The 15,544-nt window shown below is 71.7% G+C and carries 13 protein-coding genes; 8 read left to right on the plus strand and 5 right to left on the minus strand.

The window, feature by feature from the left end; all coding sequences use genetic code 11:
• Positions 1 to 25: 25 nt before the first annotated feature.
• The 6 genes from ACSQ11_RS08425 to ACSQ11_RS08450 all read left to right on the plus strand — a co-directional run bounded on the left by ACSQ11_RS08425 (position 26) and on the right by ACSQ11_RS08450 (position 5,239).
• The gene (locus ACSQ11_RS08425; protein WP_436004689.1) at positions 26 to 1,111 is read left to right on the plus strand and encodes an S-(hydroxymethyl)mycothiol dehydrogenase; all 1,086 of its coding nucleotides are present in this window, start codon (positions 26 to 28) and stop codon (positions 1,109 to 1,111) included.
• The gene (locus ACSQ11_RS08430) at positions 1,111 to 1,779 is read left to right on the plus strand and encodes an MBL fold metallo-hydrolase (RefSeq protein WP_436004690.1); all 669 of its coding nucleotides are present in this window, start codon (positions 1,111 to 1,113) and stop codon (positions 1,777 to 1,779) included. Before ACSQ11_RS08425 ends, ACSQ11_RS08430 begins: the two co-directional genes overlap by 1 nt.
• A 60-nt stretch (positions 1,780 to 1,839) precedes the next feature.
• A complete protein-coding gene (cysS, locus tag ACSQ11_RS08435) occupies positions 1,840 to 3,270 on the plus strand; it encodes a cysteine--tRNA ligase (protein WP_436004691.1) in 1,431 nt (476 codons plus the stop codon).
• Positions 3,271 to 3,272: 2 nt separating this feature from the next.
• Positions 3,273 to 4,223 (plus strand): 23S rRNA (guanosine(2251)-2'-O)-methyltransferase RlmB, encoded by a 951-nt coding sequence (gene rlmB, locus ACSQ11_RS08440; protein WP_436004692.1) that lies wholly within the window; start codon positions 3,273 to 3,275, stop codon positions 4,221 to 4,223.
• A 159-nt stretch (positions 4,224 to 4,382) separates the two neighbouring features.
• Positions 4,383 to 4,787 (plus strand): CD225/dispanin family protein, encoded by a 405-nt coding sequence (locus tag ACSQ11_RS08445; RefSeq protein ID WP_436004693.1) that lies wholly within the window; start codon positions 4,383 to 4,385, stop codon positions 4,785 to 4,787.
• Positions 4,784 to 5,239: a DUF2752 domain-containing protein gene (locus ACSQ11_RS08450; protein ID WP_436004694.1), complete on the plus strand. Its 456-nt coding sequence runs from the start codon at positions 4,784 to 4,786 to the stop codon at positions 5,237 to 5,239. Before ACSQ11_RS08445 ends, ACSQ11_RS08450 begins: the two co-directional genes overlap by 4 nt.
• A gap of 19 nt (positions 5,240 to 5,258) precedes the next feature.
• Here ACSQ11_RS08450 and ACSQ11_RS08455 read toward each other — a convergent pair whose 3' ends face one another.
• From ACSQ11_RS08455 to ACSQ11_RS08465, 3 genes are all read right to left on the minus strand, one after another.
• Positions 5,259 to 6,005, minus strand: a complete 747-nt coding sequence (locus ACSQ11_RS08455; RefSeq protein WP_436004695.1) for an RDD family protein — start codon at positions 6,003 to 6,005, stop codon at positions 5,259 to 5,261.
• A 79-nt stretch (positions 6,006 to 6,084) separates the two neighbouring features.
• A complete protein-coding gene (locus tag ACSQ11_RS08460; protein ID WP_436004696.1) occupies positions 6,085 to 7,323 on the minus strand; it encodes a DUF4032 domain-containing protein in 1,239 nt (412 codons plus the stop codon).
• 110 nt (positions 7,324 to 7,433) lie between these two features.
• Complete coding sequence (locus tag ACSQ11_RS08465; protein WP_436004697.1) at positions 7,434 to 8,540, minus strand: ABC transporter ATP-binding protein; 1,107 nt, start codon at positions 8,538 to 8,540, stop codon at positions 7,434 to 7,436.
• Positions 8,541 to 8,781: 241 nt separating this feature from the next.
• Between ACSQ11_RS08465 and ACSQ11_RS08470 the strand changes: the two genes are divergently transcribed.
• Positions 8,782 to 9,210 (plus strand): CBS domain-containing protein, encoded by a 429-nt coding sequence (locus ACSQ11_RS08470; RefSeq protein ID WP_436004698.1) that lies wholly within the window; start codon positions 8,782 to 8,784, stop codon positions 9,208 to 9,210.
• Positions 9,211 to 9,246: 36 nt separating this feature from the next.
• Here the strand turns inward: ACSQ11_RS08470 and ACSQ11_RS08475 are convergent, their stop codons facing one another.
• Both ACSQ11_RS08475 and ACSQ11_RS08480 read right to left on the minus strand, forming a co-directional pair.
• A complete protein-coding gene (locus ACSQ11_RS08475) occupies positions 9,247 to 11,496 on the minus strand; it encodes an alpha/beta fold hydrolase (RefSeq protein ID WP_436004699.1) in 2,250 nt (749 codons plus the stop codon).
• On the minus strand, positions 11,493 to 12,572 hold the full coding sequence (locus ACSQ11_RS08480) for a class I SAM-dependent methyltransferase (RefSeq protein ID WP_436004700.1): 1,080 nt from the start codon (positions 12,570 to 12,572) through the stop codon (positions 11,493 to 11,495). The genes ACSQ11_RS08475 and ACSQ11_RS08480 overlap by 4 nt, the downstream gene beginning before the upstream one ends.
• 141 nt (positions 12,573 to 12,713) lie before the next feature.
• Here ACSQ11_RS08480 and ACSQ11_RS08485 point away from each other — a divergent pair, with 141 nt between their 5' ends.
• Positions 12,714 to 15,539, plus strand: a complete 2,826-nt coding sequence (locus ACSQ11_RS08485; protein WP_436006731.1) for a helix-turn-helix transcriptional regulator — start codon at positions 12,714 to 12,716, stop codon at positions 15,537 to 15,539.
• Positions 15,540 to 15,544 lie beyond the last annotated feature (5 nt).

Here is a 15,544-nt window from a genome sequence, read left to right on the forward strand (position 1 = left end):
GCGGATCGACGCATGGGAGGGCTCAGTGCCACAGACCGTGAGGGGAGTCGTCGCCCTGTCCAAGGGTGCCGACGTAGAGGTCGTCGACGTCGTCGTGCCCGACCCGGGTCCGGGTGAGGCCGTCGTCAAGGTCGCCTCGTGCGGGGTGTGCCACACCGACCTGCACTACCGCGAGGGCGGCATCAACGACGAGTTCCCGTTCCTGCTGGGGCACGAGGCCGCGGGCGTCGTCGAGGCCGTGGGCGAGGGCGTCACCGAGGTGGCGCCCGGCGACTTCGTCATCCTCAACTGGCGCGCCGTGTGCGGCCAGTGCCGGGCCTGCCTCAAGGGCAAGCCGTGGTACTGCTTCAACACCGCGAACGCGACCCAGAAGATGACCCTCACCGACGGCACCGAGCTGTCGCCCGCCCTGGGCATCGGGGCCTTCATCGAGAAGACCCTGGTCGCCGCGGGCCAGTGCACCAAGGTCGACCCCGAGGCCGACGCCGCCGCGGTCGGGCTGCTGGGCTGCGGCGTCATGGCCGGATTCGGTGCGGCCGTCAACACCGGTGGCGTCCAGCGCGGCGAGTCCATCGCCGTCATCGGCTGCGGCGGGGTCGGCAACGCTGCCATCGCCGGCGCACGCACGGTCGGGGCGACGACGATCATCGCGGTCGACGTCGACGACGCCAAGCTCGCGACGGCTCGGACGTTCGGCGCGACCCACACCGTCAACGGCAAGGACGAGGACGTCGTCGAGCGGATCCGCGAGCTCACCGGTGGCTTCGGCGCCGACGTCGTCGTCGAGGCGGTCGGTCGCCCCGAGACCTACGAGCAGGCGTTCTACGCGCGCGACCTCGCCGGCACCGTCGTGCTCGTCGGTGTCCCCACGCCGGACAAGCAGGTCACGCTGCCGATGATCGAGATCTTCGGACGCGGTGGGGCCCTCAAGTCCAGCTGGTACGGCGACTGCCTCCCGAGCCGCGACTTCCCGATGCTCGTCGACCTCTACCGGCAGGGCCGGTTCGACCTCGACTCCTTCGTGTCCGAGCGGATCGCGCTCGACGAGGTGGAGTCCGCGTTCGACAAGATGGAACGCGGAGAGGTCCTGCGCTCGGTGGTGGTCCTGTGATGCCGCGGCCGGTGGACGCGGCGGCCATCGCTCCCTCGCACGGGGGCGTCCGCATCGACCGGGTCGTCACCTCGGGAACGTTCGAGCTCGACGGTGGCTCGTGGGAGGTCGACAACAACGTCTGGGTCGTCGGTGACGAGCGCGAGTGCGTCGTCGTCGACGCCGCCCACGACGCCGACGCGATCCTCGCGGCCGTCGCCGGTCGCAAGGTCCGCGCCATCCTGCTCACCCACGGGCACAACGACCACGTCAACGTGGCCAACAAGCTCAAGGAGCACACCGGCGCCAACGTCCACCTCCACCCGCTCGGCCGAGTCGTGTGGGCGCTCACTCAGGACGGCGCCCCCGACTCCACGCTGGCCGACGGTCAGGAGTTCCACGTCGGTGACGTGACGCTCCGCGTCATGCACACCCCTGGCCACTCGCCGGGCAGCTGCTCCTTCCACGTGCCCGCCCTCCACGTCGTCTTCACCGGCGACACGCTGTTCAACGGGGGTCCGGGAGCGACCGGCCGGTCGTTCAGCAGCTTCGACACGATCATCGAGTCGATCCGCACGCGGTTGCTCACCCTTCCGCCGGGCACCGTCGTCCTCACCGGGCACGGCGACGCCACGACGATCGGTGCCGAGGCACCTCATCTGGACGAGTGGATCGCGCGCGGTCACTGACCCGATGACCCGTATGCCGGGTGGTCCGGAGGCCTGCGCGCCGCCGGTACCCTTGTGCGGGTGACTCTCAGACTGTTCGACTCCCAGTCGCGCGCCCTGCGCGACTTCGTCCCGTTGCAGCCAGGCCGGGTCGGGATCTACATCTGTGGGCTCACGACACAGGCTCCTCCGCACATCGGCCATGTGCGGTTCGCCGTGGCGTTCGACGTGCTGCGGCGCTGGCTCGTTCGGGGGCACGGCTTCGACGTGACGCTGGTGCGCAACGTCACCGACCTCGACGACAAGATCCTGCGCAAGTCGGCCGAGTCCGGCGAGGACTGGTTCGCCCTGTCCTACCGCAACGAGGTCGCGACGTCCGAGGCGCTGCGCCTGCTCGGTGTGCTGCCCCCGACCTACGAGCCCCGCGCCATGGGACACATCACCGAGATGGTCGAGCTCATGGAGGCCCTCGTCGAGCGCGGCCACGCCTACGCCGCCGAGGACGGCTCGGGTGACGTGTACTTCGACGTCCGGTCGTGGCCGGCATACGGCGAGGTGACGAACCAGAAGATCGACGACATGGCTGCGGCCGAGGACGCCGACCCGCGCGGCAAGCGCGACCCGCGCGACTTCGCCCTGTGGAAGGGCAGCAAGGCCGACGAGCCGGTGTCCGCGAGCTGGCCGACCCCGTGGGGCCGCGGTCGCCCGGGCTGGCACCTGGAGTGCTCGGCGATGGCGCGCAAGTACCTCGGTGACGCCTTCGACATCCACGGCGGCGGCGTCGACCTGCGCTTCCCGCACCACGAGAACGAGCAGGCCCAGTCGCGTGCGGCGGGGCTGGCCTTCACGTCACTGTGGATGCACAACGCATGGGTGACGATCAGCGGCGAGAAGATGAGCAAGTCGCTCGGCAACAGCCTGCTCATCCACGAGGTCACCAAGAAGGCCCGCCCGCTCGCGGTCCGCTACTACCTCACGGCCGCGCACTACCGCTCGATGATCGAGTTCCACGAGGGCTCGCTCGCCGAGGCCGAGGCGGCCGTGGACCGGATCGAAGGCTTCCTGCGCCGCGCGCTCGGGGCCGGCTCGGCCGTGCCGGCGGGCGACGAGAAGCTGCCCGAGGAGTTCGTCGAGGCGATGGACGACGACCTCGGCGTCTCCGGTGCCCTCGCCGCCGTCCACGAGGCCGTGACGCGCGGCAACACCGCGCTCGACGAGGGCGAGATCGACGAGGCCCGCGAGGTCGCCGGGCTCGTCGTTGCCATGACCGACATCCTCGGGGTCAACCCGCTGGACCCCGCCTGGTCGAGCGACGACAGCTCCTCGAGCGACGCCCTGGGGGCGCTGGACGTGCTCGTGCGCGAGCGGCTCGCCGCGCGCACCGCCGCCCGCTCGGCCCGCGACTGGGCCACGTCGGACGCCATCCGTGACGAGCTCAAGGCGGCCGGCATCACCATCGAGGACACCGCGACCGGCGCCCGCTGGTCGTTGACCAGAGGACGAGGGGAGTAGCCGTGGCCGGCAACAGCCAGCGACGAGGAGCCATCCGCAAGGGTGGCAAGAAGGCGCCCACCGTCGGTTCCGGTGGTCAGCGACGCAAGGGGCTCGAGGGCAAGGGCCCGACGCCGCGCGCCGAGGAACGTCCGTACCACAAGGCCCACAAGGCGGCCAAGGCCACCGAGCGCCGCTCCGGCGGTGGTCGTCCCACCGGCGGGCGCAAGGCCAAGGCGTCGAGCGAGGTCGTCGCCGGCCGCAACTCGGTGCTCGAGGCGCTGCGCGCCGAGGTGCCGGTGACGACGATGTACGTCGCCGGACGCATCGACAGCGACGACCGCGTCCGCGAGGCCCTCAAGATCGCGACCGAGCGCGGCCTCGCCATCCTCGAGACGCCCCGCGGCGAGCTCGACCGGCTCACCGACGGTGCGGTGCACCAGGGCCTCGCGCTCCAGGTGCCGCCCTACGACTACGCCCACCCGAGCGACCTCATCGACCCGGAGATGCCCGGCATCCCGCTCGTCGTCGCCCTCGACGGCATCACCGACCCGCGCAACCTCGGCGCCATCGTGCGCTCGGTCGCGGCGTTCGGGGGCCACGGTGTCGTCGTGCCCGCCCGCCGCTCGGTCGGCATGACCGCCTCGGCATGGAAGACCTCCGCCGGTGCGGCCGCACGCATCCCGGTCGCGCAGGCCACCAACCTCACCCGTGCGCTCGAGGACTATCGCAAGGCCGGGTTCTTCGTCGTCGGCCTCGACATGGACGGCGACGTGGAGCTGCCCGACCTCGAGCTCGCCGACGAGCCGCTCGTCGTCGTCGTCGGCTCCGAGGGCAAGGGCCTGTCCCGGCTCGTGCGCGAGACCTGCGACCAGATCGTCTCGGTGCCGATGTCGTCGGCGGTCGAGTCGCTCAACGCCGGCATCGCCACCGGTGTCACCCTCTACGAGGTCGCCCGCCGACGTCGTCGCTGATCAGGCGCCCGCACCACGAAAGCGCGGATCTCCCGAAGGACCCGTGCGTCTCGCTCGACGGCGCGGTGACCTGTGCCACGATGTCCCGCAGTCGGGGAACCCGACCAGGGGGGTGCACGCCCCACTCGAGAATCGTCGTCTCAGTGAGAGGGACACAGAATGTCTGACTACGGAAGCACGCCGCCGCCCCCGCCGCCCGGTGACGGTGGGTCGACGCCGCCGCCCCCGCCCGGTGGCGGTGGCTACGACGGTGGCGCCTACGGTGCTCCGCCGCCGCCCGCCGGAGGCTACGGTGGCGCTCCCGCCGGCCCGCCGCCCAGCAACAACCTCGTCCTCGCGATCCTCGGCCTGCTCTGCTGCTGGCCGATCGGTATCCCCGCCGTCGTGTTCGCCGCGCAGGTCAACGGCAAGTGGAACTCCGGCGACCAGGCCGGTGCCATCGACGCGGCCGCCAAGGCGAAGAAGTTCGCGACCATCGCGCTCGTCCTCGGCATCATCGCGACGATCTTCTACATCGTCCTCATCGCCACCGGCGTGATGAGCTCCGACACGTCGGGTATGTGATCTCGACGTCCCTGACACAGCAGCCGGCGCCCCCGCTTCCCGACCCCGCGGTCGGGCGGGGGCGCCGCCTGCTGTGGCCGGCGGCCTCGGCCGTCGCCGCGACGGGCTTCGTGCTCGTCGCTCACGTCGTCGACCCCAACCAGCCCGGCAACTACCCGACCTGCCCCTGGCTCGCCCTCACCGGCACCTTCTGCCCCGGCTGCGGCACCTTGCGCGCCACGCACGCCCTGAGCGAGGGACACGTGCTCGAGGCCCTGCAGCGCAACCCGCTCACCGTGGCCGCCTTCACCCTCCTGGTCCTCGGGTTCGTGCGCTGGACCCGACGCCAGTGGCGCGGCGAGCAGCGGATGACCGCCGCCCCGGCATGGCTGCTCTACGGCCTGTTCTGGGCGATCATGGCGTTCTGGATCCTGCGCAACGTCCCCGGCTGGACCTGGCTCTCACCCGAGTGACCAGTTGGGGAGCCCGGGGTCAGGACTTGGGGAGCTCGATGACGGTCGAGTGGACGACCTTGTCGGCGAGCGTCTGCATGTTGTCGTCCCAGAGCATCCAGAGGTAGCTCAGGTAGAAGACCTGGTTGATGAGACCGCCGAGCAGCTCGCGCAGGAATGACTGCATGGCACCGATCGGCTGGCCGGTCTGCTCGTTGATGAGCTTGAGCCCCATGACCTTCTTGCCGACGCTCTGACCGGTGCGACCCATCTTGAAGATGCGGTTCCAGATCTGCAGGCCGATCATGAGCAGCACGCCGAGGCCCAGCAGGATGCCGCCGCTCGCGGCGAGGCCACCGTCGGCGGTGCCGGGCACCGTGTAGCCGGCCGCGTCCACGTCCGGAGCCGCGGTGACGAGCAGGACGGCGCCGAGGATGAACGGGATGAGGCCGAGCAGCGTGATGAGGGTGTCGATGATCAGGGCGCCGGCGCGGCTGCCGAACCCGGCGACCCTGCCGAAGTTCTGCTCGACGTACGCCTTGGACCCCGGCCACACCTGGCCGCCGCCGTAGGGGTTCATGCCCGGCGCGGACTGGTAGGCGGGAGCGGCAGGTGCGCCACCGGCATACGGCTGCGACGGGGCGGGCTCGGGCTGGCCCGGCTCGCGGTGCCATGCGGGCGGCTCGGGTGTGTAGCGCTCACGCGGCGCGGGTGGCCCGGCCGGTGGCGCCACGTTCGGCGTCGGCTCGCCCTGCGGCTGCTGGTTCGGGTCGTACGGCTCGGACATGCGGGTGCTTCCCCCTGTGGGATCTCGTGCTGGACGCCCTGATCCTAGTGACGGGTGGGGCGTGCGTCCGGGAGGCCGCTCAGTCGGCGATGACCGGCATCTCGACGGTGTCGACGCCGACGACCGACGCCTCGTCGGGCTTGCCCGGCAGGATCGAACGCACGTAGTCCTCGATGGCGCGCTCGATCGGCACGTCCTGCTGCTCGCGCTCGGCCATGTACCAGCGGTGCTCGAGCACCTCGTGGAAGAGCTCGGCGGGCTCGAGCTTGCCGGACAGCTCGCGGGGCACGCGGCGCGTGATGGGCTCGTAGATGCGGGTGAGCCAGTCGTGGGCGACGAGCTCCTCGTCGTCGTTCTGCCGGTCGCTCGCGGCACGGTAGCCGTCGAGGTCGTTGAGCAGCCGCCGGGCCTGGCCCTCGCCGACGTCGAGCCCGGTGAGCCGCAGCAGGCGTCGGGAGTGGTGGCCGGCGTCGACGACCTTGGGCTGGATGCTGATCGTCGTGCCGTCGATGTCGGTGGTGATCGCGAGCTCGTCGACGTCGAACCCGAGCAGGTTGAGGCGGCGAATGCGCTCCTCGACCCGCCAGCGCTCACCGGTGTCGAACTCCTCGGTCTCGGTGAGCTCGGCCCACAGCTCCTCGTAGCGGGTGACGATGCGGTTGGAGATCTCGACCGGGTCGATGCTGGCGTCGAGGAGCTCACCGGCCTGGAGGTCCATGAGCTCGCCGGCGATGTTGACCCGGGCGATCTCGAGGTCGTGGGCCCGCTGCCCGTCGGTGAGGCTGGGGAAGAGCTCGCCCGTCTCGGCGTCGACGAGCCACGCGGCGAAGCTGCCCGCGTCGCGGCGGAAGAGGGTGTTGGACAGCGACACGTCGCCCCACCAGAAGCCGGTGAGGTGGAGACGGACGAGCAGCACGGCGAGAGCGTCGATGAGCCGGGTCTCGGTGCCCGGTCGCAGGCCCTGCGAGAACAGGGCGCGGTAGGGCAACGAGAACTTGAGGTGACGGGTGAGGAGGCACGCATCGAGCGGGGTCCCGTCGGCGGCCACCCGGCCGCTCACGATGCCGAACGGCTCCACGGAGGGCTGGTCGAGGCGGCGCAGGTTGCGCAGCATGGCGTACTCGCGGCGGGCGATGTCCTCCTTGATCTCCTTGACGGCGATGACGCGGCCGGACAGGCGGACGAACCGGACGACGTGCCGGGAGATGCCGCGGGGCAGGGCGGCGAGGTGGTTGTCGGGCCAGTCCTCGAGCGGGGTCGACCACGGCAGGTCGAGGAGGGTCGGGTCCGGGCGGGCGGTCGTGATCTGCAGGGCCATCGGTCACCTCCGGAGGGAGAACGCGGGAACCACGGGGGCGGAACGCGTCGGGGGTGCCAAGCGCACGGCATACCGAGCTCTTGGCACCCCCGACGATGCAGCGTGTGGCGTCAGTGGCTCAGGCGTGCGCCGGACTCCGCGTTGAAGACGTGCATGTGGCTGGCGTTGGGCTGGACCCAGATCTTCTCGCCCTTCATCGGGACCCGGCGACCGTCGACGCGGGCGATGAAAGGCTTGACGAGCGCGTCGTCGCCACCCTCGAGCTTGATGGCGCTGTCGGTGGGCGTGCCGTAGACGTAGGCGTCGGCGCCGAGTTCCTCGACGACGTCGACGGTGAGCTCGAGACCGTTGCCCTCGCTGCCGACCTCGACGTCCTCGGGGCGGACACCGACGATGAGGTTGGTGCCCCCATCGGAGAGCGCGTCACGGGCCACGGGGAGGGTGTGCGAGCCGAACTTCACGCCACCGTCGGTGACGGGCACCGAGACGAGGTTCATCGCGGGCGAGCCGATGAAGCCGGCCACGAAGACGTTGGCGGGGGAGTCGTACATCTCGCGCGGGGTGGCGCACTGCTGGAGGATGCCGTCCTTGAGCACCGCAATGCGGTCGCCCATCGTCATGGCCTCGGTCTGGTCGTGGGTGACGTAGACCGTGGTGACGCCGAGCCGGCGCTGCAGCGACGCGATCTGCGTGCGGGTCTGCACGCGGAGCTTGGCGTCGAGGTTGGACAGCGGCTCGTCCATGAGGAAGACCTGGGGCGAGCGGACGATCGCACGACCCATGGCGACGCGCTGGCGCTGGCCACCGGAGAGGGCCTTGGGCTTGCGGTCGAGGTACTGGGTGAGGTCGAGGATCTTGGCGGCCTCCTCGACACGCTTGCGGATCTCGGCCTTGTCGGTGCCGGCGATCTTGAGCGCGAAGCCCATGTTGTCGGCGACGCTCATGTGCGGGTAGAGCGCGTAGTTCTGGAAGACCATGGCGACGTCGCGGTCCTTGGGGGACAGGTTGGTGACGTCGCGGTCACCGATCCAGATCTTGCCGCCGTTGACCTCCTCGAGGCCGGCGAGCATGCGCAGGGAGGTGGACTTGCCACATCCGGAGGGGCCGACGAGGACGAGGAACTCGCCGTCCTGGATGTCGATGTTGAGCCGGTCGACCGACGGGGTGTCGTTGCCCGGGTAGATCCGGGTCGCTTCGTCGAACTTCACAGTTGCCATGGCGTCATTGCCTTCCTTCACCGGCAGGAACGTGCCGGACGATCCGTTGTAAAGGGAAAACCCGCCGACGTCCGTGTCGGCGGTTGTGGCCAGCATGCCGTATGCCGTCCGCTCCTGTCACGCCGTGTCCGCAGGTCAGGCGGTGCGCGCGTGGCGGAGGTGCGGTGCGCGCGTAGCGGAGGCGCGGTCCGCGCGTCGCGGAAGTCTGGCGCGGCCCCGCCGGGAGCACTACCGTCGGCACATGAGGATTTCCGACGTCGTGAAGCGCAAGGGAGGCACCGTCGTCACGGTGCGCTCCGACGCCAGTGTCACCGCACTCCTCGACCTGCTCGCCGAGCACCGCATCGGCGCCGTCGTGGTGAGTGACGACGGCGAGACCATCGCCGGAATCGTCAGCGAGCGCGATGTCGTGCGCCACCTCCAGAAGCGGGGCGCGGCCGTGCTCGACGAGGACGTGTCGGCGATCATGACCGCCGAGGTGCAGACCTGCTCACCCGAGGACGAGCTCACCGACCTCGAGCACACGATGACCGAGAACCGCTTCCGCCACGTCCCCGTTCTCGTCGACGGCAAGCTCGCGGCGATCGTGAGCATCGGTGACGTCGTCAAGCACCGGATCACTGACCTGCAGGCCGAGCGCGACCAGCTGAGCGCCTACATCCAGCAGTAGCCAATCGGCCGGGGCGCGCCCGCGACCCGTGCGCGGTCAGAGGAGCTCGGCGAGCATCGCCGCAGCCCTCGCCGCGCCGTCGGTCTCGACGGGGCGGTAGTCGACGGCGCGGTCGAGCTCCTTGACGAGCATCGATGCCAGGGCGTCCGGGTCGGTGGCGAGCGAGTAGTCGAGGCAGGTCCCGGCGCGGTACCGCTCGAGTCGGCGTCGCACGTGGAAGTTCTGCTCGAAGTGGTGGCGCAACGGGACGTGGAGGAACGGCTTGCGCAGGGCGGTCAGCTCCATGCACGTCGTCAGCCCGCCCTGGGTGAGCGCGACGTCGCTCGCCGCCAGGTGCTCGGTGAGGTCGGGGAGGAAGCCGACGACCTCGACCCCGTCGGTCTCCGGCAGGGAGCGGGGGTCGATCCGCGGCCCGGTGACGATGACGAATCGGAGCTCGGGCACGACCCGTCGCGCCAGCGGCACGGCGTCGAGCACCCTTCTCAGCAGGGGCAGTCCGACGCCCGAGCCCCCGACAGAGACGACGCACACCCGCTCGTCCTGGTCGTGGCCGAGTCGCTCCCGCAGGGCCCCGATGTCGTAGGCCGTCGGGTCGAACCCCGTGACGTAGCCGGCGAAGTCAAACTCGCTCTCCGTCCACTCCCGGATCGACGGCAGCCCCGATCCGAAGGAGTCGGGGACGATGTCGTCGGGGTTGCCGACGAAGATCGAGCGGTCCCGCAGCCCCCGGAACCTCGCTCGCTGCTCGAGCATCTCCGCGTTGAGATCCGCTGTGAGAGAGGCCTCCTCGTCCCCACCGTCAGGCATCGGCAGCCAACCGACGAAGTCGGTGAACCACGCGTAGCGGGCTCGCTTGAGCTCGGGGTTCTCGTGCAGGAAGTAGTCGACGTCCCACGCCTCGTCGCCGATGACGAGGTCGAACGGCTCGCGCTCCATGAGCTCGTCGAACACCATGAAGTTGTTGACGAGGATCTCGTCCATCCGGCGCAGCGCCCGGAACGCGTGGAGGTCGTGCTCGCCCGACTCGCTCTCGACGTGGCCCGACTCGCTGGCGAGGTGGGCCGATGCGGGGTGGACCGACTCACCACGCGCGGCGAGGACCCGGGTCACGGGGTCCTGGGCGAGCCACTGGATGTCGAGGTCGGGGTGGAGGGTTCTCAGCTCGTCGGCGACGGCGAGGTCTCTTCGCGCGTGACCGAGTCCGATCGGCGAGGAGATGTAGAGCGCCTGCTTGCGACGCGAGGCGGCCCGGACATGGGTGCGCCGACGGTCCACGGCGCCTCCCGCGGGCGTCGCGCCGGGAGCGGGACGGGGGCGCACGGCATACCCGTCGAAACGTTGCGCGAAGCGCCGGATCTCGTGGTTGACCAGAACGGGGTCGCGCGCGAGCGGGCCGTGGCCGGCGCCCTCGACGACGACGAGCTCGCCACCGGTGAGCTCGGCCAGGCGCTCGCCGTACTGCAGGGAACGGATGCGGTCGTCCGAGCCGTGCAGCACCGTGACCGGCTGGGTCACCCGCCGGCAGAGGGCCTCGATGTCGGAGCACACCGCGCCGTCGCACCCGATGCGCCCGGCCGTGGTGTCGGCCAGGGTCTGCGGTGAGATCTCGTGCCCCCAGGCGACGGCGTCCTCGATCTGCTTCGTCGAGTGCGGCTCGCTGAACATCTGCCGGAAGAAGAAGCGCACGAAGTCGTCGTAGTCGCCCTCGAGCCAGTAGTACTTGTTGTACTTCTCCCACCCGTGCGCGCTGGGGAGCCGCTCGTCCCAGGGGACGTGGTCGCGGTGCGGGTCCTCGAGGGCGAAGCCGCACGAGGGCGCGATGGCGAAGAGGCCGAGCACCCGCTCGGGGTGGCTCGTCGCGACGTGCACCGACCACGCGCCGCCGCACGACAACGACACGAGGACGGCCTGCTCGACCCCCGCAGCGTCCATGACGGCGACGGCGTCGGCGGCGTACTCCTCGTTCGTGTATGCCGTGGCACCGGTCGGACGCCCGGAGGCGCCACTTCCGCGCCCGTCGAACGTCACGACTCGGAAGTGGCGGGCGAGGTAGGCGACCTGGCCCTTCCAGATCCGCGACGGGACGATCGACCAGGTCGGCATGAGCAGCAGGGTGGTGGCGCCGCAGCCGAACGTCTCCCAGGTGAGCTGGACGCCGTCGCGGGTCGTGACGCCGCTGTCGTCGGGCAGGCGGGCCCGGCTGCCCGGACCCGCCGCGTCGCCGAGCCGGACGCCGACAGTACCGGTGGTGCCGGAAGTGCCGGAAGTGGGGGCCTCGACGGTCACTTCCTCACCTCGAACACGTTGTTGAACGGTGTGGTGGCCGCGATCCGGAACGAGCCGAACCCGGCGGTGGTGACGATGTCCCGGATCCTCGCCGGGCCGGCCTGGGTGCCGATGGCGAGCCCGACGTCCTGTGAGAGCGACCCGGGGGTGCAGAGCAGGGTGGAGAACCCATAGTAGGCGCGGCCCACGGGGTTGAGGTTGTCCTCGACGTGGTCCCCGGCGACCGGCTCGACGACCATCCACGTGCCGTCGTCGGCGAGGGCGTCGTGCACCCGGCGAGCCGCTCCCACGGGGTCGCCCATGTCGTGCAGGGCGTCGAAGGTGGTCACGAGGTCGTAGCCGGTCCCGGGGAGCGTGGTGGCAGAGGCGACCTCCCACTGGATGCGTTGTGCGACACCGGCTTCGGCGGCGCGCTCGCGGGCCACCTCGATCGATGGGGCGTGCGCGTCGGAGCCCACGAAGGTCGATGCGGGGAAGGCCTGCGCCATGAGGATCGTCGAGGAGCCGTGCCCGCACCCGAGGTCGTGGACCGACCCGCCGGCGGTCAGCTTCGCGACGACTCCGTCGAGGGCGGGGAGCCACTCGCCGACGAGGTTCGCCGCGTAGCCGGGCCGGAAGAAGCGCTCGCAGCCGTCGTGGACGTCGCTGTTGTGCTCGCCCCAGCCGAGACCGTCGCCGTCGCGCGCCTTGTCGACGATGCGGTCGGCGTCGCGCACGGTGCCGAACGCGATCTGGAAGAAACCCGGAAGGTATGCCGGGCTGCTCTCGTCGGTGAGCGCCACGGCGTGCTCGGCGGGGAGCGTGTAGGTGCGGGTCGCCGGGTCGTAGGTCACGAACCCGCCTGCTGCCTGGGCGTTGAGCCACTCGGTCGCGTAGCGCTCGCCCGTCCCCGTCCGCCGGGCGAGGTCCGGTGCCGCGGTCGGGCCGTGGTCGGCCAGCGCCCGGTAGTAGCCGAGCTTGTCGCCCATGACGACGAGGGCGCAGTTGAGAGCGGCGCCGACCTCGTCGACGGCGCGGAACACGAAGCCCATGAGGGCATCCATGTCGATGGCAGGGGTGGTGGTGTCGGTGCTCATGAGGTCCTCCTCGTCCGGTGGCCCGGCGGGTGCCGCGGCCTGTCCCTTCGAGGCTCGCGGCGCGGGTGCCCGGGTCGCATCAGGGGACCCCCCTGGTCCCTCGCCCGGGTGAGCCCTCGGCCCTAGCATCAGAAGGTGCTGATGGGCCGGGAGGACGAGCAGCGCACCCTCGATGCGCTGGTCTCCGGTGCGCGGGTGGGTCAGAGCGGCGTGCTCGTCCTCAGCGGCGACGCCGGCATCGGCAAGAGTGCGCTGCTCGCCCACGCCGTGGAGCTCGCCACCGGGTTCCGGGTCCTGCGCTGCGTCGGCACCCCGGACGAGCGCGAGCTGCCGTTCGCCGGTCTGGCCCGGGTCCTGCAGCCCCTCCTGCCGGCCATCGACGACCTGCCCGAACCCCAGGCGTACGCCCTCGGCGTCGCGCTGGCGCTGCGGGCGGAGGGTGTCGCGGACCGGTTCGCGGTGTCCGCGGCCGCGCTCACCCTCGTGACCCGGGCAGCCGAGTCGGGCCCGGTGGCCCTCGTCGTGGACGACGCCCACCTCCTCGACACCTCCTCGGCGCAGGCGCTCGCCTTCGTCGCCCGCCGCGTCCTCGTCGACTCCGTCCTCGTCCTCGCCGCGACCCGGCCGGGGGAGTCGGATGCCTGGTCGGACCTGCCGACCCTGCACCTGCAGCCGATCGCGTCGGCCGCGGCCGAGCTCCTCGCGGACGACGCGGCGCCGACGGGTCTGAGCGCCGAGCAGCGGCGGCGGGTGGCCGAGGCCGGCGCCGGCAACCCGCTCGCGATCCGGGCCCTCGCGCAGGAGCCCGATGCCGTCGGACGCGCTCCGTTCGCCCACGCGCTCGAGGTGCCGCAGGTCGTCGCCGACACCTTCGCCCGCCGGGTCGCCGGGCTCGATCCCGACGAGCTGCAGGTGCTGCGTGTCGTCGGTGTGACGGGTGGCGACCTCCCGACGGTCGCCGCGGTCTGCCAGTCCCTCGGCCTGCGCCTCGACGGACTCGAGCGGGCGGAGGGTCTGCGGATCGTCACGCTCACGCCCTACCGGGTCGAGTTCACCCACCCCCTCGTCGGGTCGGCCGTGGTGGCAGGCATCCCGGCCGTCGAGCGCCGCCGGCTGCACGCGCTGGCCGCCGACGCGGTCCCACCCGGCGAGGCCGACCGCCGTGCCTGGCACCGGAGCGAGGCGACCCTCGGACTCGACGACGAGGTGGCGGCCGAGCTCGACGCCGTGGGCCGCCGCGCCTCCATGCGTGGTGCGTTCGCGGTGGCGTCCCTGGCGCACGAGCGCGCAGGAACCCTCTCCACGGAATCCTCGGCGCGAGCCCGTCGCTTCCTCGCCGCCGGTGAGGCAGCGTGGCTGGCCGGGGAGGACTCCCGCGCACCCGCGCTCCTCGACGAGGCCGTGCGCCACGCGCCGGATGCGGTGCAGCGTGCCCGCGCCCGCGCCATGGCCGGCCAGGTCGCTGCCCGGGGAGGTTCCATGGGGGAGGCGCGCGATCTCCTGCTCGCGGCGGCGGCCGAGGCCGAGGAGGCCGCACCCGTGGAGGCGGTCGGCATGTATGCCGGGGCCGTCGACTCCTGCTTCTACCTCCTCGACGCACGGTCGGCCCTCGCTGCGGCCGACCGGCTCTTCGCCCTCGTTGACCGGCTTGCCGACCTCGAGGACCGGCTCGCCGACCTCGAGGACCGCACCACCGCCGACCGACCGCCCCGCGGGGGCGCTCTCGCGTTCCTTCCCTCCCACTCCTCGAGCGTGGCGATCGCCACGATCGCCATCGGGATGGCTCGGGGGATCGCGGGCGAGCCGGGCGCCGAGCACCTGCGCAGGGGTGTCGAGGCACTCGTCGGGGAGAGGGCGCCCACGCCCCAGGAGGCGGACTGGGCGCTCACCGGTCTGCTCTACCTGCGGGAGTCGGGCGGGGTGCGCCAGGTCCTTCGCGACACCATCGAGACGCGCCGCCGCAGCTCCGAGATGGGCCAGCTGCCGCACCTGCTCTTCCACCTCGCCCGCCACGACGCGACGACCGACCGCTGGTCGTCGGCGGAGGCGTCCTACGGCGAGGCGGTCGAGCTCGCCCACGAGTTCGGTCAGCTCACCGAGCTCGGGGCATCGCTGAGCGGCCTGGCCCTGCTCCATGCGCGGCAGGGACGGCGGGAGGAGTGCCGACGCCTCGCCGCCCAGGCGGTGGCCGTGGGGGAGGGGCGTGACCTGCGGATCGCGTCCGTGTGGGCGGGCTTCGCGGTCGCCGAGCTCGACCTCTCACTCGGCGAGGTCGGCTCGGCGATCTCGGGGTTCACCACCGTGGTCGAGCAGCTCGACGCCCTCGACGTCGGCGACCCGGACCTGTCGCCGGGACCCGAGCTCGTCGAGGCGCTCCTGCGGGCGGGGGAGCGGGAGCGTGCGGTCGAGGTGCACGAGGCGTTCCTCGCGACGGCGCGACGCAAGGCCCGGCCCTGGTCGCTGGCGCGGGGCGCCCGGGCCGTCGCCCTGCTGGGCGACGACGACGAGGTCGACGAGCGGTTCACTGAGGCCCTGCGGCTGCACGACGAGGGCTCGGACCCGTTCGAGAGGGCCCGCACGCTCCTCGTGTGGGGCGCTCGTCTGCGTCGCGCCCGCCGGCGCGTCGACGCCCGCGTCCCGCTCGAGGAGGCGCGCTCGGACTTCGAGCGGCTCGGCGCCCGGCTGTGGGCTGACGCGGCCTCGGCCGAGCTCGAGGCGACGGGGCTGCGCTCGCGGGCCCGCCGGTCGGGCCCGGTCCTCGAGCTCACCGCCCGCGAGCTGCAGATCGCCGGGCTCCTCGCCGAGGGGCGCACCACCCGAGAGGTCGCCGCAGCCCTCTTCCTCAGCCCCAAGACGGTCGAGTACCACCTGCGCCACGTCTACACGAAGCTCGACATCACCTCCCGGAGTGAGCTGCGTGACCGACTGCCCGACGTCCCTCCCCAGTCACATCCGACACATCCGTAACACGC

It is taken from the genome of Knoellia sp. LjRoot47 (assembly GCF_964253435.1).
In the GTDB taxonomy this organism is placed as follows: Bacteria; Actinomycetota; Actinomycetes; order Actinomycetales; family Dermatophilaceae; genus Knoellia.

Coding starts and splice junctions, on each gene's coding strand:
- ACSQ11_RS08430 (WP_436004690.1), top strand. CDS start 1,111: ATGCCGCGGCCGGTGGACGCGGCGGCCATCGCTCCCTCGCACGGGGGC.
- ACSQ11_RS08465 (WP_436004697.1), bottom strand. CDS start 8,540: ATGGCAACTGTGAAGTTCGACGAAGCGACCCGGATCTACCCGGGCAAC.
- ACSQ11_RS08485 (WP_436006731.1), top strand. CDS start 12,714: ATGGGCCGGGAGGACGAGCAGCGCACCCTCGATGCGCTGGTCTCCGGT.
- ACSQ11_RS08480 (WP_436004700.1), bottom strand. CDS start 12,572: ATGAGCACCGACACCACCACCCCTGCCATCGACATGGATGCCCTCATG.
- ACSQ11_RS08455 (WP_436004695.1), bottom strand. CDS start 6,005: ATGTCCGAGCCGTACGACCCGAACCAGCAGCCGCAGGGCGAGCCGACG.
- ACSQ11_RS08445 (WP_436004693.1), top strand. CDS start 4,383: ATGTCTGACTACGGAAGCACGCCGCCGCCCCCGCCGCCCGGTGACGGT.
- ACSQ11_RS08460 (WP_436004696.1), bottom strand. CDS start 7,323: ATGGCCCTGCAGATCACGACCGCCCGCCCGGACCCGACCCTCCTCGAC.
- ACSQ11_RS08470 (WP_436004698.1), top strand. CDS start 8,782: ATGAGGATTTCCGACGTCGTGAAGCGCAAGGGAGGCACCGTCGTCACG.